The following is a 21,079-nucleotide window of genomic DNA, read 5'->3' as shown; positions in this document are numbered from 1 at the left end:
CATGGCACGTATCCTGGTCACCGGCGCCTCCGGCTTCATCGGCGCTCACGTCACCCGCACACTGGCGGCCGCCGGGCACGAAGTGCTCGCCAGCGGGCGCAACCCGGACCGCCTGACTGCCGCTGCCGGCTCGTTCGCGGACATCGCCACCGCCGATCTGGCGGACGATGCGCTGGACCCTCTGGTGACCGGACGCGACGCGATCGTGCATTGCGCGGCCTTATCCGCACCATGGGGGCCGCGCGAGGCGTTCCAACGTGCCAATGTCGTCGCGACCGAGCGTCTGCTTCGCGCGGCCGGGCGCCATCGGGTTCCACGCTTCGTGCATTTTTCCTCGCCCAGCATCTATTTCCGCCTGGCCGATCAATTCGACATTGAGGAATCTTTCGAACCGCCCGCGCGCTGGATCAACGCCTACGCGGAAAGCAAATGGCAGTCCGAACAGTGCGTCGCCGATGACTGTCATGCCGACATGACGCGCATCATCCTCCGCCCGCGCGCAGTGTTCGGCGAAGGCGACCGTGCGATTTTTCCACGCATCCTCGCGCTGGCCTCACGCGGCTGGTTTCCCTACATCGCCGGCGGGCACGCACGCATCGACACGACCTACGTCGGCAATGTCGCCGACGCCGTGCTGGCGACGCTGGACCTTCCCGCGTCGCGCGATCCGCAAGTGTTCAATCTCAGTAACGGCGAACCGATGGCCGTCCGCACACTGCTGCAGGAACTGTTCGACGCGCTGCACATGCACGTGCGCCCGGTGCACCTGCCGCGCACGCTGGCCCTGGCGCTGGGCACGGCCGCCGAATCCGCGGCACGGCTCAAACCGGGCCGGCCGGAACCACGGTTGAGCCGTTACGGTGTCGGCGTGCTCGGCTATTCGCAAACGTTCGACATCACCCGTGCCCGACGCGTGCTCGGCTACCGCCCGAGCGTGTCGGTCCGCGAAGGCATTCGTCGCTTCGCGCAAGGATGGTCGCATCATGACGGCGCTTGAATGGCGCGCCTACGAGGTGGGCCACTGCCTGCACCCGGAATGCAGCGTGCGCAAGGGCGGGCGCTGGCGCATGACGCGCTTTCCCGCGCTGGCCTTCCTGATTCGTCACCCGCAGCGCGGCGCCGTGTTGTTCGACACCGGATACAGCGAGCATTTCTTCAGCGCCACGGAGCACATGCCCGAACGGCTCTACCGTACCGTCACGCCACCGCGGCTGAAGGACAACGAGAGCCTGCTAAGCCAGCTGCAGCGCGACGGCATTGACGCTAATGACATCGATGCGATCGTGCTCTCGCATCTGCATGGCGATCATGTCGGCGGGCTGCGGGATTTTCCCTTCTCGTCCATTTTCTGCGCCCGCGAAGGTTGGCAGGACCTGCAACGACGCGGTCGCCTGGCGGCCGTGCGGAAAGGACTGCTGCACGACCTGCTTCCGAGTGATTTCCCAAAGCGCGTTCGCTGGATCGAGGATGCGCCGCGCGCCGCCATGCTTCCGGATGCGTTCGCGGAACTGGCTCCCGGCTACGACCTGTTCGGCGACGGCAGCCTGACGGCGATCGAACTTCCCGGTCACGCGACGGGCCACTTCGGCCTGTTCTTTCACAGCAGCGATCACGAGCCGGTGCTGCTCGTCGCCGATGCCGTGTGGTCCTCGCGCACACTGCGTGACGGCGTGCCGCCGCCGGCCATGGTCACCTCCTGGCTCGGCGATACCGACGCCTACCGCACCACGCTCGAACGCCTTGCGCGCCTGCATCGCGCCTGGCCGCAGCTGCGCATGGTGCCGTCTCATTGCGCGGAACATCGACCATGACGCAGCAATGGGCCGAAAAAGCGGGTGTGGCGCTGGCCTATCTGGCAGCGCGAAAGCGGAACCGGCTGCGCACACGCGAGCAGATCCGCGCGCATCAGGCGCGACGCTGGCGAGCGCTGAGCCGTTGGCTGACTGCCCATGCACCGTTCTATGCCGCATGCGCCGGACAGCCGTTCGAGTGCTGGCCCATGATGGACAAGTCGCGGTGGATGCAGCATTTCGACACCCTCAACACTGCCGGCATCGCCCTGCACGACGCCTATAACGTGGCCGAACGCGCCGAACGCAGCCGCGACTTCCAGCCGACCCTCGACGGCATCAGCGTGGGTCTGTCGACCGGCACCTCCGGGGCGCGCGGCGTGTTCCTGGCCAGCGCGTCGGAGCGCCGCCGCTGGGCCGGCGCGATGCTCGCCAAGCTGCTGCCCGGCGGCCTGCTGGCCCGTGAGCGGATCGCGCTGCTGCTTCGCGCCGGCAGCAATCTGTACGACACCATCCAGGGCGCTCGGCTCACCTTCCGCTACTTCGATCTGGTGCAACCGCTGGACGAACTCGTCGATGAACTCGACGCCTATGCACCGACCATTCTGGTCGGACCGGCGCAGGCCCTGGCGCTGCTTGCACGCCTTCGCTCGCAGGGCCGCGCACGCATCGCGCCACGCCGGGTGATCTCGGCCGCCGAGGTGCTCGATCCCATCGATCGGACCTGCATGGAGCAGACCTGGGGCATCGCAATCGAACAGATCTATCAGGCAACCGAGGGGTTTCTCGGCCACACCTGCGCGCAGGGCGTACTGCATCTGAACGAGGACGGCCTGATTGTGGAACGCGCATGGATCGACCGTGCGCAACGTCGTTTCGTGCCCATCGTCACTGACCTGTATCGCCGCACGCAGCCGGTCGTCCGCTACCGCCTCAACGACGTGCTGGTGCAGCGCGAATTGCCCTGTTCCTGTGGGTCCGCGCACATGGCGCTGGATCGCATCGAGGGGCGCGAGGACGACATCGTGTGGTTGCGAGCCCGTACCGGCGATGCATCCATTCCGCTGTTCGCGGATGCGCTGACGCGTGCTCTGTTGATTGCGGATCCGGCCATCACGGATTACCAGGTTGACCAAATCGCGCCGAATGCGCTGCGGATCGCCATCGAGCCCGCACTGGACGCATCGCGCGAACAGCTACTGCGCGACGCGCTGCATGCACTCTGCGAACGGCTCGATGCCGACATGCCCGACCTGATCTTTGCCGAGATGCCCGCGCATGCGCTCACCCACAAGCGCCGTCGCGTGCGCGGACTGCGACCGACCCGGGAGACGGAACATGCGTAGCGTGCTGATCCTCGGCGCACGCTCACCGGTGGCGCTCGATCACGCGCGCCGTTTCGCCGCGCAGGGCTGGCGCGTGGTCGTGGCCGACAGCGTGCCCTGCCGCATCACGCGCTGGTCGCGTGGCGTCCATGCCAGCGAATCCCTGCCGTCCGCGCGCGGCGATCTGCACGCCTACGCGAAGGCGCTGAACCGGATCATCGCCATACACCGGATCGACCTGGTGCTGCCGACCTGCGAGGAAGTGTTCTACGTGGCGCGCTGCCGTGCGCGCCTGCCGCAGGACGTGCGTGTCGTCGCGCCGCCGTTCGACACCCTGGCCATGCTGCACAGCAAATGGCGCTTTCTAGACGCCGCGCGCGACTGCGGCATCCATGTGCCCGACAGCGCGCTCGTCGACGATATCGACGAAGCGCGCGCATGGGCGGCGGGGCGACCGGTCGTCCTCAAGCCCGAGTTCTCTCGCTTCGGCGTTCACGTGCGCCGCTACCCTGAAGGTATCCCGCACCGCGCCGCGCGCTTTGCCACACAACAGAAGTGGGTCGTGCAAGCCTACTGCCGCGGCGAGGAACGGTGTTCGTACAGTGTCGTCGACCGTGGCCGCCTGCTGGCCCATGTAACCTATCGGCCCGTGTACCGCATCCGGGGCAGCTCCGGCTATGTCTTCCAGGCCTGCAAAGCGCCGGAGATCGAGGCCTTCGTCCGCACCTTTGCGTGCAAGACCGCCTGTACTGGTCAGCTCTCGTTCGACTGGATGTCCGCCGAACCCAATCAGTACGCGGTCCTGGAATGCAATCCGCGCGCAGTGAGCGGCGTGCACCTCTTCGCACGCGACGCGGCCCTGCCCGCCGCGTTGATGGGCGAGACGGATACCTGCGTGCAGCCGGACTTCAGCAGTTTGCGCATGATCGGACCCGTCATGCTGGCCGCAGCGCTGTCGCCGTCGCTGCGAACGGTCCCGTTGCGCCAATGGTGGCGCGACCTGCGCGCCGCGCGCGACGTGCTCGGTGTGGAAGGCGACCGATGTCCGCTGCTGGGCGGCCTGGCCGACCTGGCGTCCTACGCGGGACTGGCCGCACGGCAGCGCTGCTCGATGCGCGAAGCCTCGACGCGGGACACCGAATGGGACGGCGAACGCATGGAGTGGCCATGAGCATCGCGCCGCACGTATCACCGGACGCCTTCAACGCCCAGGTCGATGCCTTTCTCGGCGTGCACTGCTCACGGCCGACCCACTCCTTGATCGCCAACGTGCATGCCCGCGTTGACGCCGTGACAGCCGGCAATGTGCGCCTGCCGGCGACGATCAACGACGACGAGGACGAGCAGGCGTGGATCTGCTCGCCGTACACCACCTACTACCGCTATGCGCTGGAGGAAGTCGCGCGATTCGGTCATCCGCTGCTCTCGGCGCCCCTGCGCCTGCTGATCCACGGCGCTGGAGCGCTGCTTCGCCGCAGCCGCATCGATCGCGCCGTCACCCTCAACCACTGGCTTGTCTCGACCAACAGCTACCCATGTCTGCATGACGTCGATCTCGACCGAGCCATCACCGAGGCGAAGGATCGCTGGCCGGACCATGCCCTGTGGTTCCGCTCGCTCAACACGGCGCATCACGCCGACTGGCTGCGCGCGCTGATCCGGCTCGGCGGCGTGCTGCTGCCGAGCCGGCAGGTCTATCTGTTCGACGACGTGGCGTCGCTGGCCCATCGACACCGGGACCTGAAACGCGACCTCGCTCTGCTGCGCAAAGGCGAAGGCGTGACCTGCGCACCACTGCAGGAAGACGATCACGACCGCGCCGCCGCGCTCTATCACGAACTCTACGTCCGCAAGTACTCGCCGCTCAACCCGCAGTATCGGAGCGACCTGCTGCGCGCCTGGAGCCACGCGGGACTGCTGCACCTGCATGGCTTGCGCGATGATCGCGGCGTGCTGCAGGGTGTGGTCGGCATCCTGCGCATGGGCAACCTTCTGACCTCGCCCATCGTCGGCTACAACACCGCCCTGCCGCAGAAGCTCGGCCTGTACCGCCGGCTCGCCGCGCGGGTACTGCACGAGGCCGCAGAGCAGGACGACCTGGTCAACCTCAGCGCCGGCGTGGCCGACTTCAAGCGCCAGCGTGGCGGCCGTCCCGCGATCGAGTACAGCGTCGTCCTGGTCGATCACCTGCCGCGCGCGCGCCGCCATGCGCTGCGCGCACTCGGCGGCATCCTGCGCGGCATCGGCGTCCCCGTCATGAAAAGGTTCCGGCTATGACCTCCTGGCCCTCGCACCTTCGCAGCCAATGGTTCGCGGTGACCTTGTCGCGCAAGGTCGGCCGTGCGCCGAAACGCTTTCTGCTGCTCGGTCGCCCGATCGTGCTGGCGCGTCTGGACGGACAACGCGTCGTCGGCTTCGAGGATCGCTGCCCGCACCGCCACGCGCCACTGTCGAAGGGACGCTGCATCGACGGTCAACTGCAATGCCCGTATCACGGCTGGCGCTTCGACGCGCAGGGCCGCCTGCAGGCCTTGCCCGGCGCTCCACCCGGACAGCGCCTGCCCGGCATTCACGCACGCAGGGTCCGCGTGACCGAGCGCGACGGCGTGATCTGGATACGCGAGTGCGACGATGACGAACACGATCTTCCCGAGCGGGTCCGGAGCATGGACACCTGGAACCGGAAGTTCCTGTGGCAGACCGTGTGGCGCGGAAACATCGTCGACGCGCTGGAGAACGTGCTCGATCCGCTGCACACCCATTTCGTGCATCCGGGGCTGGTGCGCAAGGGTGGCGAACGCTGCGCCATGCGCGTGCGCCTGCAACCGAACAACGAGGGCTTCACGGTCGACTACTCCGGTCATGAAACCCAATCGGGCCTGCTCTACCGTCTGTTCGAATCCCCGCGCGAATCCGAGCGCGCCCATTTCTGCGCGCCGGGCACGGCGCAGCTGGAGTACCGCTATCGCAACGGCAGTCGGGCCTGCATCTCGCTGCACTTCAGTCCCCAGGACGACCGCAACACGCACCTGATCGGCATGCTGCATGTGCAAGGCCGCCGAGTGCCGGCCTGGGCGGTGCGGCTCTTCCTGTGGCCGTTCATCCGACGCGTCGCGAAACAGGACGCGCGCATGCTCGGCTGGCAGGCCGACAACACGCACCTGTTCGGCGACCGGCAGGACATCGTCACGCGCTGCGACATCGTGCGCAGACACCTGATGTCGGCCTGGTGCGACGATCCCGCAAGCATCGACCTTCCCCCGGACGGCATCGATACCGAGCTGTATCTCTGAACGACGAGATTCAAGCATCTGCGCAGGCATATCTGCCCGCTGCATGGCCAAGCGCTCAAAGCTCGCGAACCGCTGGTAGCTCGTCCGACCGTTATGAACGCACAGATCATTATGGCCGAACATGCGCTCGTTATTTCCAAACGCAACAACCACGCACTCAGATATAGATCAATGCCGTTACTCGCAGAAACCAAAAGCGTGCAACATGGGGATCGGGTTTTGCCAGTAAGCCACGGTTGGAACGGCTTCCAATACGTCAGCCGTTCCAACCATGTCTCTGTCCGCACTTACGTCAATGAATCACAAACGACGCGGCAATTCACGCATTTCCCTCGCAGCCTCCATGCCAAAGTACGATCACCCGACTGAATCCAGGGCAAGATCCGCTTTTTCCTGCAACTTATCTTTGTCGGCCTCGATGACTTCATCCGCGCGGGCGTCGGGCAGAATGTCCTCCAGACACCGAATCGGTCGGTACAGGTACGCGGCGATGGCGCAGAGCGCCACGAAGAGGCCCGAGAGCACCAGAACGAGCCCGATGCCGCGTCCCGGCCCCGATCCGATGAAGCTGCCGAGAACTGGAACCCAGGCCCCTCCCTTGTCCATCAGGGGCCCGAAGACCTTGTCGGCCAGCGGCCCGGCACTCAGGTAACCGAGCGGAACCATGGCTTCCATCAGCATGAAGTTCGTGGCCATCACTCGTCCCTGAAGCTCCATGCCAACCTTGGTCTGCACCGTCGAGATCCAGTGCGCGTTGACCAGCGCCAACGCGAAGCCGAAACCGAACATGCCAGTCGCCTGCACCGACATGTCCGGACTGAGGCCGGCGATGGCAATACACACACCCGCCAGCAACGTGCTTGCCAGGATGCCGTTGATGCGTCGCTCGGTACCGCCCCACAGACTCATCAGCGCGCTGCCGATCAGAATGCCGGCGCCATTCGAAGCCATCACGATGCCCAGTGCTTCCGGATTGCCCGACACCAGTACCAGCGGCGTGATCAGGGATTCGATCAGGCCCACGAAGTAATTGGCGATGGTGACCATCACAATCATCGCGACCAGGCTGTGCCGCTTGATGATGTAATGCCAGCCTCCGATCATTTCCCGGAAGAACGGCTCTTCGCGCCGTCCGAACAGGGTATTCGGGAAGCGCACGTACAGCAGCGTCGAGATCGCGACCAGGAACGTCGTGAAGTCGGTGATCACGATGCCCTTGAGTCCGATCAGGCCCATTAGCGCACCGGCCAGTGCCGGTCCGATGAAGGTACCCATGCCGGTGCCGATCTGCACGAAACCATTGGCCTTGCCGTAATACCGCTTGGGCACGATCTGCGTGATCATGGCCGTGTAGGCGGGCAAGCGGAAGGCGTTCGCGATGGCGGTCAGACCGGCCAGCACGTAGACCTGCCAGATCTGCAGCGTACCGGTCCAGATCAACGCCGCCGCCGCCATGGTCGAAAACCCGGCCAGGCAATTGCTGGCGATCATGATCTTCTTCCGGTCGATACGGTCGGCGAGCGTGCCGGCCACCGGCGCGAGCGCGATCGCTGGCACGATGACGAAGACCATCATCATGGCGTAGGTCGAGACGAGTCCGGTCTTTTGATAGACCCATACGCCTAGCGCGAACGAAGTCAGCGTGCTGCCGATGACTGAGATGATCTCGCCGATGGCAACGGTGAAGAAGGTCGCCAGACTCGGCCGCTTCACTGGCTCGGCAGCCACGGCCGGCGTCTCCTCGACCGGGGTTTCGGCGACAGATTCGGACGAAGCTTCCGGAGCGTCGCGACCCTCCACGACTGCATCCTCGATGATCTCCGCGAGATCGTCGGCCTGGTGCTTGATGAAGTAGTGCCCAGCTTTCGGAATGAGCGCGACGTCGACTGACTCGCTGAAGTACGTCCACTCGAGATGACGCTCTTCGTACAGCTCGGTGGCGCGGTCCATCTCGCCGATGACGCAGGTCAAGGGCGTCTTCAGCTTGCGATAGGGCGCGGCATAGAGTTCGGTGTAGTAGTCCTCGATCTCCTGATGCTCGCGCACGAAGTTCGCCATGACGAAATCCCGCTGCTCGGGATCGTTGATCTCGTCGAAGAAACCAAAGGACTTGAGGATGTCGAAGGCGGAACGCTGCGAGGCCCATTTGTGGATCGGCAGGATCCGGCGCAGGAACGCGAGCAGCTTTCCAGGCAAGTGTGGCGTCGGGAAGTGCCCGCCGATGAACATCCGGGTGATGTCGATGTTCCGTTTTTCGAGCTCGGCCGCCAGCGCGATGGTGAGGGCGCCACCGGCACAGTGTCCGTAGATGGCAATCGGGCCCTCGACCTTGCGCTCGATCTCCTCGGCGCAACGCCGCGCCAGCTCATCGATCGGCAGCGGCTGTTCTTCACGCCGGCCGAAATCGTGTCCGGGCATTTCCAGGCCCAGCACCGTGCATCCCCTGGGCATCTCCTTGGCCAGCGCCTGATACGAAATCGGCCCGCCCGCGGGGAACGGAATGCAGACGAGCGTGAACGTCTTCTCCTTGGCCGGCACCGGACGCGACAGCTCGTGCAGCAGGTCCTCCGAATCCGACCGGCCACCCGAAATGCGCTCGGCCAGCTGCCGCACGGTCGGATACTTGAACAGTTCCGTCACGCCCATGCCGTCGCCGATCCGGCCGATCACGCGGAATGCCTTGAAGGATTCGCCGCCCAGGTCGAAGAAGTTGTCGTCGATGCCGATGTCCGGGATGCCGAGCACCTCGGACCAGATCGCCGCGATGCGCGCTTCATGCTCGTTGCGCGGTGCGACGAAGTCCGACTCGGACCGGACCGGCGCAAGATCCGGGGCCGGAAGCGCGCGCTGATCCAGCTTACCGTTGGGCAGCAGCGGCAGGGCCTCCATGCCGACGAAGGCCATGGGAATCATGTGCTTCGGCAGGCGCTCGGAGAGATGAGTCCGCAGCGTGTCCGCCGCCAAGCCCCCCGCACCGACATAGTAGGCGACCAGCGCCCTGTCACCCGCCGCATCCTCGCGCGCGATCACGACCGCTTCGCGGATGTCTGGATGTTCGATCAGGGCCGTCTCGATCTCTCCGAGTTCGATGCGGAAGCCGCGGATCTTCACCTGGTGGTCGTTCCGACCCAGGAACTCGATGTTGCCGTCCGGCATCCATCGCGCGAGATCGCCGGTGCGATACATGCGCGCGCCGGGCTCCTCGCTGAACGGGTCGCGCAGGAAACGCTCCGCGGTCAGCTCGGGAAGATTCATGTAGCCGCGAGCGAGACCCGCGCCGCCGATGAACAGCTCACCGACCACACCCACCGGCACCGGCTGCCGATGCGCATCGAGGATGTAGGTCTGGGTGTTGCCAACAGGGCGTCCGATCGGCGCATTGCGATGAACGTCCTTCATGTCCTGGTACGAGGTGGAGAACACGGTCGTCTCGGTCGGCCCGTAGCCGTTCACGATCCGAATCCCCGCCCCCGGACGGGACGACTGCATACGGTGCAGTTGCGCCTCGAGCAGCGGCTCCACGCCGACCAGCAGGTAGTCGAAGGGCAGCGCTTCGCCGGCGTTCTCCATCAGTTCGTCCATCTGCCGCACGAAGAACGGCGGCAGATAGGCCGAGCCGATCCGATGCTGCACGAACCAGTCGAACAGGCGCGTCGGTTCGCCGCGGATGGCATCGGGAACGACATGCACCGTCGCGCCTGCGGTCAGCGGCGTGAACAGCTCGAACACCGACACGTCGAAGCTGAAGCTGGTCCACAGCGATGCCTGCAGCGATCCGTCCCGGCCGTAATCCTCGAAGCGGTGCCGCCAGTCGGCGATCAGATTCACGACGCTCCGGTGCTCGACCATGACGCCCTTGGGCGTGCCTGTAGAACCGGAGGTGTAGATCAGATAAGCGAGGTTCGCCGGTCCGAGCCCGACATCGGCTGCGCTCGGGTTTGTGTCCGGCTGGTCCTCGAAGGTCCGGGCCAGATCCAGGACCGGCAACGTGTCATCCAGCACGTCACCCACACCCTCGGGAAGCGCGCCGTGTGTCAGCAAGGCCATCGGCGCGCTGTCGACGAGGATATGCCGCAACCGTTCCTCCGGATACGTGGGATCCATCGCCACGTAGGCACCACCGGCCTTGAGGATGCCCATGAGGGCAACCAGCATTTCGAGACCGCGCTCCATGCAGATTGCCACGCGTGCATCCGGCCCGACACCCATCGAGCGCAGCCGATGGGCGAGGCGATTCGCCGAGCGATTGAACTCGCTGTACGTGAGGTTCGTATCCTCGAAGACGACGGCAGTGGCATCTGGCGTCCGCGCCGCCTGCTCCTCGAACAGTTCGTGCACGCAGCAGTCGCTCGCAGACGGCAACGCCGTGGCGTTCCATGTCCGCAACACGAGATTCTGCTCGGCCTCGGCAAGGATCGGGATCGCACCGACGGGCCGCGCGGCATCCGCCGCCATGCCTTTCAGCATTGCCTGGTAGTAACCCGCGATCCGCTCGATGGTCTCGCGCTCGAACAGCGCCGTCGCATATTCCAGCGCGCCCTCGATGCGTCCGTTCGACTCTCTCAGCGACAGCGTCAGGTCGAATTTGGCCACCTTGTAGTTCGCGCCATCCATGAGCTCGGTATCCACGCCGGGCAACCGCGGATGCATCGCATCGTCATTCTCCCAGGAGAACACCACCTGGAACAACGGCGTGTGCGCGATGCTGCGCGTGGGATTGACCCGCTCCACCACCTGCTCGAACGGGATGTTCTGGTTTTCCTGCGCGCGCAGCGAGCAAGTCCTGACCCGATCCAGCAGCTGGCCGACCGTCGGGTCGCCCGTGAGGTCCATGCGCAACGCCAGCGTGTTCACGAAGAAGCCGATGAGCCCCTCAATCTCCGCGCGTCCGCGATTCGCCGTCGGCGTGCCCACGACGAGATCCTCCTGTCCGGAAAGCCGCGAGAGCAGAGCCACCCATCCGGCCAGCAGCGTCATGAACGGCGTGCTGCCGTGGCGCTGGCTCAGGTCCTTCAAGGACTTCGTCAGCGTCTCGTCCACCACCACCGGCACATGGTCGCCTGCGTAGCTCTGCTCCGGCGGTCGCGGATGATCGGTCGGCAACGCAATCAGCTCCGGCGCACCGGCCAGGGAGGCCTCCCAATAGGCTTCCTGCTTTTCGAGGTATGCGCCCGACATCCATTTCCGCTGCCAGATCGCATAGTCGGCGTAGTGCAGCTCCAGCGGAGCGAGCGGATCCGACTGTCCCTTGGCGTAGGCGCTGTAGAGCGCTTCCAGCTCCCCGACAAACACCCCCATCGACCAGCCGTCCGAAATGATGTGATGCATGGTCACGAGGAGCGTATACCGATCGTCTGCTTCGCAGATCAGCAAACCGCGAATCAGGGGACCCTGTTCGAGATCGAACCGGGCCATGGTCTCGTGCTGTGCGAGGCGAGCTACCGCCTCCGGTCCGACCGCTGTCTCCCCGACCAACGCGAACCGGCTGTCCTCCGCCGACGCAATGCGCTGAACCGGCTCACCGTCGATCTGGACGAACGTGGTGCGAAGCGACTCGTGACGGGCGACGATTCGGTCCAGGGCGCGGCGCAGCGCCTGCGTATCGAGCCGACCGCGCAGCTTGAGGCCGTAGGGCACGTGATACGCCGTGGCCGCACCGTCCATCTGTGCCAGGAACCACTGACGGCGCTGGGCAAAGGAAGCCGGCGACTGCGCACCGCGCTCGGCCGGCGTCACCTCGGGAAGCGCGGAAGGCGTCGCCTCGGCCACGTAGCCGGCGAATTCCGCGAGCGTCGGCCGGGCAAACAGCGCGCTGACCGGCACATCGACACCCAATCGCGCGCGCAGTCGGGACATCACCTTGACGGTCAGCAGCGAATGCCCGCCCAGCTGGAAGAAATCGTCGTGCCTCCCGACTCGCTCGACATGCAGCAACGTCGTCCAGATCTCAGCGAGCACCGCCTCGCACTCGCCGCGGGGAGCCTCGTAGGCGCGCGAGCCATAGGCATCGCCCTCGGGCGCCGGCAGGCCCTTGCGGTCCAGCTTGCCGTTCGGACTGAGCGGGAACGTCTCCATGCGCACGAACGCAGCGGGAACCATGTACCCCGGAAGATGCCCGGAAAGATCGCCGCGAAGCGCTTCGACCTGTATGTTCTCGTCCCCGACATAGTAGGCGACGAGTCGCTTGTCTCCCGGCACGTCCTCACGCGCCAGGACCACGGCTTCCTGCACGCCGTCGCAGGCGCGCAGTCGGGCCTCGATCTCACCGAGTTCGATGCGGAAGCCGCGGATCTTGACCTGGAAATCGTTGCGGCCGAGAAACTCGATGACGCCGTCCGGCCGCCAGCGCCCCAGATCACCCGTCCGGTACAACCGGGCGTCCGGATCCGAACCGAACGGATCGGCGACGAACCGCTCGGCGGTCAGCTTGGGCCGGTTCAGGTACCCGCGCGCCACGCCCGCACCGCCGATGTAGAGCTCGCCGGCCACACCGACCGGCACCGGCTCGCGATGGGCATCCAGAATGTAGATACGGGTGTTCGGCATCGGGCGCCCGATCGGCGGCGCACCGACGTCACCCGCATCGCATTCGTGCATGGTGGCCGCGACGGTGATCTCGGTCGGGCCGTAGGCATTGATCAGATGACGTCCGCGCGCCCACCGGCGCACCAGATCCTCTGTCACCACGTCGCCACCCGCGACGAGGTAGCGGATCGACTCAAGTGTCTCCTGCTCCGGAATCGCCGCCAGCACGGCGGGCGGAAGCAGCGTGTGCGTGATCGCCGTCTCCTCCACGATCCGCACCAGATTCTCGCCGGCCAGCGGCGTATCCGAGGCCGGCACGACCAGCGTCGCGCCGCTGCAGAACGCCAGAAGCATCTCGAAGACGCAGGCATCGAAGCTGAACGAGGCAAACTGCAGCACCCGGCTGCCCGGTCCGGGCTCGAAACGCGCGATCTGCGTGGCCGCCAGGCTGCCTGCATTGCGGTGCGCGATCATCACGCCCTTGGGCTTGCCCGTAGAACCGGAGGTGTAGATCACGTAGGCGAGATGCGTCGGCGCGAGGCCGATCTCGTCCACGGACAAATTGCTCTCATCGGCGTCCGGCAGGTCGTCGAGATCGACCACCGGCACCCCGCCCGCGACATCGGGATGCGCGCCACGGGTCAGGAACAGCACCGGCTCACTGTCCGCCACGATGTAGCGCAGACGTTCTTCGGGATAGGCGGGATCGAGCGGTACGTACGCACCGCCGGCCTTGAGCACGCCGAGGACCCCGACCGCCATGTCGATGCCGCGCTCGACGCAAATCGCCACCCGCGCATCGGGCTTCACGCCCAGCGCGCGCAACCGACGCGCCACGCGATTCGCCACACGATTCAGCTCGGCATAGCTCAGCGAAGCCTGCCCGCACGCCACCGCCGTGGCCGATGGCACGCGCTGCGCCTGTTCCTCGAACCATTCATGGATGCACCGATCCTTCGGATAGGACGCTTCGGTCGCGTTCCACGTCTCCAGGACCTGTCGACGCACGGCTCCGGAAAGCAGCGGGAGACGCGAGACGCTTCGCTGGTCATCCGCCACCAGGCCTTCGAGCAGGGTCCGGTAGCTGTCGGCGATCCGCGCGATCGTCTCCGGCTCGAACAGCGCCGTGGCGTATTCGAGCTCGGCGTCCAGACCGGAAGCCGACGGCTTCACCGACAGGGTCAGGTCGAACTTGGAAATCCGGTAGTCTGCCTGTCGGCGCACCTGTGCTTGCAGTCCCGGGAACGCAAGATCGCCGGTACCGGCGTCGCCCCAGACGAACATCACCTGGAAGATCGGGTTGTACGCCAGACTGCGCGTGGGGTTCACCTGCTCGACGATCTGCTCGAACGGAATGTCCTGGTGTCCCTGCGCCTCCAGCGCGCAGGCTTTCACCTGTCGGAGGAATTCGGCCACCGACGGCTCGTAGGAAAGATCCAGCCGCAGCGCCAGAGTGTTGACGAAATACCCGATCAGCCCCTCGATCTCCGTGCGCCCGCGGTTCGCCGTCGGAGTCCCGACGACGATGTCTTCCTGTCCGGAGAAACGGGACAACAGGATGGCCCACGCCGCGAGCAGCGTCATGAACAGGGTCGTTCCGTGACGCGTGCTCAGGTCCTGCAAGGCTTCGGTCAGCGAAGGGTCCAACGTGAAAGGCAGCGTGCCACCCTCATAGCGCTGCTCCGCCGGGCGCGGATGATCCGTGGGCAGCGTAAGCAGCTCCGGCGCGCCGGCCAGCTTCGCCTTCCAGTACGCCGACTGCGCCTCCAGCATGCGACCGGCCAGGTGCGTCTCCTGCCAGATCGCGTAGTCGGCATATTGCACGGGCAACGGCGGCAACGGATCGGCGATCTCCTTCGCATACGCGCCGTAGAGTGCGCTCAGCTCGTCGGCGAACACGCCCATCGACCACCCGTCCGAGACGAGGTGGTGCACGGTGACCAGCAGCGTGTACAGCTCCTCGGCTTCGTGCACCAGACGACCGCGAATCAGGGGGCCCCGTTCCAGATCGAAGGATGCCGCCTCTTCCTCCTGCGCCAGCCGGGCAACGTCGTCCGGGGTATTCGCCTCGCATTCGATCAGCGGAAAACCGTGCGCCTCCGCAGGCTCCACGCGCTGCACGGGTTCGCCGTTCAACAGCGTGAAAGTCGTGCGCAACGCCTCGTGTCGCTCCAGGATCCGGTCCAGGGCACGACGCAGTGCACGCGTGTCGAGAGGCCCGCGCAAGCTGAGTTCGAAGGGGATGTTGTACGCCGCGCTGGCGCCGTCCATCTGCGCGAGAAACCACAGTCCCCGCTGCGCGAACGACAGCGGAATCCGCGCTTCCCGCACCACCTTCCGGACCGCGGGCAAGCGCGCCGGCGCCGCATCCTCCACCTCGCGCGCGAAATCGGCCAGCACGGGCGACGCGAAGAGCGCATTCAGCGGCACATCGACCTGCAACGCCTCGCGCAGTCGCGCGACCACCTGGACGACCAGCAGCGAATGGCCGCCCAGCGCGAAAAAGCTGTCGCGGCGACCGATGCGCTCCACGCCCAGAAGCGACGACCAGATCGACGCCACCACGGTCTCGACCGCATCCCGGGGGGCTTCGTACTCACCCGTGGCATAGGCATCCTCTTGCGGGGCCGGCAGGGCCACGCTGTCCAGCTTGCCGTTCGGCGTCCGCGGCAGAGCCTGAAGGCGCACATAGGCACGCGGCACCATGTACTCGGGCACGCGCTGCGCGAGATGACTGCGCAATGTCTCGACCCGGAGGTCCTCGCGGCCCACCGCATAGGCGACCAGCTGTGGCTCGCCCGACCCGCTCTGCCGCGCGATCACCGCCGCCTCGCGAATGGCCGGGTGCTCCAGAAGCGCCGTCTCGATCTCGCCGAGCTCGATGCGGAAGCCGCGGATCTTCACCTGGAAATCATTGCGCCCCAGGAACTCGATGCTGCCGTCCGGCAGCCAGCGTCCGAGATCGCCGGTACGGTACATGCGCGCCCCGGGTTCGGCGCTGAACGGATCATCGACGAAGCGCTCCGCCGTCATCGCGGGCTGATGGAGATAGCCGCGCGCGACACCGGCACCGCCGATGTGGAGCTGCCCCGTCACGCCGATCGGCACGGGGCGTTCCTGTGCGTCCAGGATGTAGACCCGCGCACCCGCGACCGGACGGCCGATGGGCACACTGCGTCCGGTGTCTTCTTCGCCACAGGCGTGCATCGTGGCCCAGACTGTGCCTTCGGTCGGACCGTATTCGTTGAACAGGGAAGCCCGCGGCGCACGCACAGCGGATTTCGCCACCAGCGCCGGAGGGCAGGTCTCGCCCGCGACGATCACCTTGGTCAATGAGTCGTGCCTGCCCGCGTCACCGGCGAATTCCAGGTAGTTCGCGTACAGCGAGGGCACGCACAGGAGCGTGTCGATCCGGTGACGTTCGAGTACCTCGCCCAGCCGCGAAGGGTCCCGGATCGCGGCCTGCTCGGCCACTACGAGGGTGCCGCCAGCCGTCAGTGTGCCGAAGAGACCCGCCACGGAACTGTCGAAATAGATGGGCGACAGCAGCAGGAAACGGCCGACATCTCCGTATGCGGCGTGCCGCGCACGCGTCGAGGCCACCAGATTGCGATGCTCAACCATCACGCCCTTGGGCTTTCCGGTGGAACCGGAGGTGTAGATCACGTACGCGAGGCTCTGCGGTCCCGGTTCGTCGCCGTTGGCATCGAGCGGGGTATCTGGACAGGACTCGAGCGACCGGGACAGGTCCACTCTGGCCATTCCCTCAATGTCCACGGCCGAGAGCGCTTCCGGCCCCGTACCCTGGGTCAGCACCGCCACCGGGGCGCAATCGTCCAGCATCTGGTGCAGACGTTCCACGGGGGACGCCGGGTCCAGCGGCACGTATGCGCCGCCAGTCTTCAGCACGGCCAGCGGCGCCACCACCATGTCGAGGCTGCGCTCGACACAGATCGCCACCGCGCGTTCCGGTCCCGCGCCGAGCGCGCGAAGCCGGTGCGCCAGACGATTGGCGCGGGCATCGAGTTCCGCATAGGTCAGCGTCTGATCCTGATGCATCACCGCGATCGCATCGGGCGTCCGGCGCACCTCATCCTCGAACAGCACATGGATGCAGGACCCATCCGCATGCGGCAGATCGGTCGCATTCCAGGTCCGCAGCACCCGTTGACGCTCGGCCTCGGAGAGCACCGGGATGTCCGTGATGCGCCGGGCGTGATCCGACGCCATGCCGGCCAGCAACGTCTGGTAGTGCCCAATCATCCGCTCGACGGTTTCCCGCTCGAACAGCGCCGTCGCGTATTCCAGCTCGCCTTCGATGCCGGCCGACGTCTCGCGCATGGTCAGGATCAGGTCGAACTGCGCAGTCCGCTGCGCGATCTCGATTGGCGAGGCGTCGTCCAGGCCGGGGAACTCAATACGCAGCCCGTCATCGTCCTCCCACGCGAACATCACCTGGAACAACGGGGTATAGGAACGGCTCCGCGCCGGATTGACCCGTTCCACCACGCGCTCGAAAGGAATGTCCTGATATTCCTGCGCTTCCAGCGCGCGATCGCGCACACGATGGAGAAGCTCGGCGACCGTGGGATTGTTCGATACGTCCACCCGCAGCGCCAACGTGTTCACGAAGAAACCGATCAGCCCCTCGAGCTCGGCACGACCGCGATTGGCGGACGGCGTGCCAATGACGATGTCCTCCTCACCGGAAAGCCGGGACATAAGCGCCGCCCACGCCGCCAGGAAGGTGACGAAGCGTGTCGTGCCCTGCTCCCGGCTCAACGCGTTCAAGGCCTTCGCCTGTGCGGTGTCCAGGGTGAACCCGACGCGTGCGCCGGCGTAGCATTGCTTCGCCGGACGGGGATGATCGAGCGGCAGAGCCAGGCATTCCGGCGCACCGGACAGAGCCTCCTTCCAGTAGTCCTCGCCGGACCTGAGCGCATCATCCGAGTGCCCAGTGTGCTGCCACACCGCATAATCGGCGTACTGGACCTCCAGTGGTGGCAGGCAATCGCCTCGCCCGTCCATGAACGCTGCGTAGAGGGTGTTCAGTTCCCGCATGAACACCCGCATCGACCACCCATCGGACACGATGTGATGCATCGTGACGAGCAGCGTGTGGCGATCCGCATCCTCGCGAACCAGGCGCGCGCGAATCAGGGGGCCGTGCTCCAGATCGAAGGGATGCGTCGCTTCTTCGTCGGCCAGGCGCACGACATCCTCGGCCGAAGCCGCCTGCTGCTCGACGCATGCCATGCCGCCCGCTTCCTCGACGGCGGCGATGCACTGCATCGGTTTTCCGTCGACCTCGACGAAGGTGGTGCGCAGACTCTCATGACGCGCCACGATGCCGTCCAGAGCCCGGCGCAGTGCTTCGGCGTCGAGCGCCCCGCGCAGTTTCCAACCGAAAGCGAGATGGTACGCCTCGCTCGCGCCCTCCACCTGCGCCAGAAACCACAGGCGCTGCTGCGCGAACGAAGGCGTTTCGTACGCGGCCCGCACCCGGGCGCTGATCGCCTGGCGCTGCGTCGGCACCGCCTCGGCCACCGTGCCGGCGAACTCGGCGAGCGTGGCGTCGAGGAAGAGCGCGCGTAGCGGTACGTCCCGCTCCAGGGCATCACGCAGACGCGCGACCACCTGGATGCTCAGCAGCGAATTGCCACCCAGGTCCAGGAAGCGATCCTGCCTGCCGACCCGATCCAGTTGCAGCAGCTCGGACCAGACCCCCGCAATCGTCTTCTCCAGTTCGCCCTGAGGCGCTTCGTACGCGTGATGCACGAAATCCTCGTGCCTCGGCGCAGGCAGGCTGCGGCTGTCGAGTTTGCCGCTCGACGTCAGAGGCAACCGGTCCAGGCGCACGAACGCAGCCGGCACCATGTACTCGGGCATGCGCTCGGACAGATAGCGGCGGAGCATCGCGACATCCAGCTCACCGGTCCCGGCACAGTACGCCACCAACCGTTTGCTGCCGGGCGCATCCTCCCGCGCCAGCACGGCCGCCTCAACGACTTCCGGGTGCTCGCCCAGGCAGGCCTCTACCTCACCAAGTTCGACGCGGAAACCGCGGATCTTCACCTGGAAATCGTTGCGTCCCAGAAACTCGAGGTTGCCATCCGGCAGCCACCGCACGAGATCGCCCGTCCGATACATTCGTGCGTCAGGCGTGTCGACGAACGGATCGTCGACGAACCGCTCCGCAGTCAGTGCGGACTGGTTCAGATAGCCACGCGCCACGCCTGCGCCGCCAACGTAGAGCTCCCCGGGCACGCCCACGGGCACCGGCTGACGCTGTCCGTCGAGTACATAGGCACGCGTGTTCGCGACCGGGCGGCCGATGGGCGCGTTGCGATGCCGGTCGGCGATGTCCTGGTAGGCCGTGCAGAACACGGTAGTTTCCGTGGGACCGTATCCATTCACGACCGTGAGTCCGGGCGTGACACTTTGCAACCAGTACAGGTCGGCCTCGGAAAGCGGCTCCACGCCCACCAGCAGATGCTTGAGGGGCAAGGTCTCGCCCGTCTTTTCCAGCAACCCTTTCAAATTACGCACGAAAAATGGCGGCAGATAGCCGAATTCGACCCGCGTTTTCACGAGCCACTCCAAAAGTGCGGAAGGATCGGACCGAACGGTGTCGGGCACGATATTCAGGGTTCCGCCATATGAAAGCGTCGCGAAAATCTCGAAAACAGAAACATCGAAACAGAAGCTGGTCCACATCGAGGCCTGGAAAGAGTCAGCTCGATGAAAATCCTCGAATCGAGCCTTCCAATCGAAAAGCAGGTTGACGAGATTTTTGTGCTCCACCACCACAGCCTTCGGCGTGCCGGTCGATCCGGAGGTGTAAATCACGTAGGCAGGTGTGCCGGATGCGTCATCTGCGTCAACAGGATCCAGGTTCGTGCCTGGCTGCTCCTCGAAATCGCTATCGAGATCGAGTACGGGCACGTCATGTGCCCACGCAGAGGCCTCCCCCTCCTGGGTTAACAGCGCGACCGGCGCGCTGTTCATCATCATGAAACGCAACCGATCCTCGGGATAATCTGGGTCAAGCGGCACATAGCAGCCTCCCGCCTTCAGGATTCCGAGAAATCCGACCACCATCTCGAGACTGCGCTTCCCACAGACCGCTACGCAACTGCCCGGCTTTACACAGAGATGTCGTAGCCGGTGCGCAAGACGGTTTGCACGAACGTTCAGTTCACTGTAAGTCAGTCGCTCGTCGCCGAATACCACCGCCTCACGTTCTGGATTGCAGGCAGCTTGCTGTTCGAATAGTTCGTGGATGCACCAGCCTTTTGGAAAGGACACATTCGTTGCATTCCACGTTTCGACGACACAACGACGTTCTGCATCGGAAACAATGCGTAGACGCTGGACGCACTTCGTCTCATCTGCGGCCATGTCTTCCAACAGAAGGCGGTAGCTATCTGCGAGACGCTGCACGGTTTCATGCTCGAACAGAGCCGCGGCATAGGAGAACTCGCCCGCAACTCCTTCCTCGGATTCTCGGAACGACAGAACCAGGTCGCAATGGGCATCTTGTCGTCCCGATTCAGGCTGGTTCACTACCCAGTCGGACGACTCTTCTCTCTCATCGTCACAACCCAACACCAGCATGGTCTGGAACAAGGGATGATGAGAAGCATTTCGAGTCAGGCCCGCCAGTTCCACGACCCGATCGTAAGGAACGTGGCCATTGGACCGAATGGCACGCATTTGCATCTTCGCGTGATCGAGAATCTCAGCCACTGTCGGCTGTCCGGAAAGACGCATTCTCACCGCGAGCACGTCAACCGGTGACTTGCCTGTCCCGACCGGCTGCACGCGCTCAGCAAGCGGCATGGCCATTCCGATCACTACATCGTCCTGCCGCGAAAAACGCGCCAGCAGCGCCGCCCACCCCGCCAGGAGGACAGTATGTTGCGTTACGCCATGACCCCGCCCCATCTTTTCAAGGGCCACCTTCAGGGTCCTATCAAGAGTGAACTTGACTACACCCCGGTCAAAACCCAATGCTGCTGGCCGCGGATAATCCGCATAAATCGTCGAAATTTCAGGAATATCCAGCAACTCGACTTCCCAGAAAGCTTCCTGCAACTGGAACGAAGCATTTTTCTGATTCTTGTAATTATTCAACGTCTACCCC

The 21,079-nt window shown here is 65.3% G+C and carries 7 protein-coding genes; 6 read left to right on the top strand and 1 reads right to left on the bottom strand.

The genetic code is table 11. The features are described 5' to 3' along the window. The first annotated feature begins 1 nt into the window (after position 1). From BTJ49_RS11835 to BTJ49_RS11810, 6 genes are read left to right on the top strand one after another with little or no spacing between them, the layout of a single operon-like run. The gene (locus BTJ49_RS11835; protein ID WP_113065600.1) at positions 2-997 is read left to right on the top strand and encodes an NAD(P)-dependent oxidoreductase; all 996 of its coding nucleotides are present in this window, start codon (positions 2-4) and stop codon (positions 995-997) included. Beyond that, positions 984-1,811, top strand: a complete 828-nt coding sequence (locus BTJ49_RS11830; protein WP_113065599.1) for an MBL fold metallo-hydrolase — start codon at positions 984-986, stop codon at positions 1,809-1,811. Before BTJ49_RS11835 ends, BTJ49_RS11830 begins: the two co-directional genes overlap by 14 nt. Further along, complete coding sequence (locus tag BTJ49_RS11825; RefSeq protein ID WP_113065598.1) at positions 1,808-3,136, top strand: F390 synthetase-related protein; 1,329 nt, start codon at positions 1,808-1,810, stop codon at positions 3,134-3,136. The genes BTJ49_RS11830 and BTJ49_RS11825 overlap by 4 nt, the downstream gene beginning before the upstream one ends. Then, on the top strand, positions 3,129-4,286 hold the full coding sequence (locus BTJ49_RS11820) for an ATP-grasp domain-containing protein (protein ID WP_113065597.1): 1,158 nt from the start codon (positions 3,129-3,131) through the stop codon (positions 4,284-4,286). The genes BTJ49_RS11825 and BTJ49_RS11820 overlap by 8 nt, the downstream gene beginning before the upstream one ends. Then, positions 4,283-5,392, top strand: coding sequence for a GNAT family N-acetyltransferase (locus BTJ49_RS11815; RefSeq protein ID WP_113065596.1), 1,110 nt, complete (start codon positions 4,283-4,285; stop codon positions 5,390-5,392). Before BTJ49_RS11820 ends, BTJ49_RS11815 begins: the two co-directional genes overlap by 4 nt. After that, on the top strand, positions 5,389-6,408 hold the full coding sequence (locus BTJ49_RS11810; RefSeq protein ID WP_113065595.1) for a Rieske 2Fe-2S domain-containing protein: 1,020 nt from the start codon (positions 5,389-5,391) through the stop codon (positions 6,406-6,408). The genes BTJ49_RS11815 and BTJ49_RS11810 overlap by 4 nt, the downstream gene beginning before the upstream one ends. A 357-nt stretch (positions 6,409-6,765) precedes the next feature. On the opposite strand, the gene BTJ49_RS11805 is transcribed toward BTJ49_RS11810, so the two are convergent. Continuing rightward, positions 6,766-21,069, bottom strand: coding sequence for a non-ribosomal peptide synthetase (locus tag BTJ49_RS11805; RefSeq protein WP_113065594.1), 14,304 nt, complete (start codon positions 21,067-21,069; stop codon positions 6,766-6,768). Positions 21,070-21,079: the final 10 nt, after the last annotated feature.

This window comes from Oleiagrimonas sp. MCCC 1A03011 (assembly GCF_003267965.1).
Taxonomy (GTDB): domain Bacteria; phylum Pseudomonadota; class Gammaproteobacteria; order Xanthomonadales; family Rhodanobacteraceae; genus Oleiagrimonas; species Oleiagrimonas citrea.
The sequence above is the reverse complement of the archived record's forward strand: the minus strand, read 5'-3'. Positions and strand labels throughout refer to the sequence as shown.

Bases quoted from the DNA above. Each gene is read 5' to 3' on its own strand.
- BTJ49_RS11835 (WP_113065600.1), top strand. From the start codon at position 2: ATGGCACGTATCCTGGTCACCGGCGCCTCCGGCTTCATCGGCGCTCAC.
- BTJ49_RS11830 (WP_113065599.1), top strand. From the start codon at position 984: ATGACGGCGCTTGAATGGCGCGCCTACGAGGTGGGCCACTGCCTGCAC.
- BTJ49_RS11825 (WP_113065598.1), top strand. From the start codon at position 1,808: ATGACGCAGCAATGGGCCGAAAAAGCGGGTGTGGCGCTGGCCTATCTG.
- BTJ49_RS11820 (WP_113065597.1), top strand. From the start codon at position 3,129: ATGCGTAGCGTGCTGATCCTCGGCGCACGCTCACCGGTGGCGCTCGAT.
- BTJ49_RS11815 (WP_113065596.1), top strand. From the start codon at position 4,283: ATGAGCATCGCGCCGCACGTATCACCGGACGCCTTCAACGCCCAGGTC.
- BTJ49_RS11810 (WP_113065595.1), top strand. From the start codon at position 5,389: ATGACCTCCTGGCCCTCGCACCTTCGCAGCCAATGGTTCGCGGTGACC.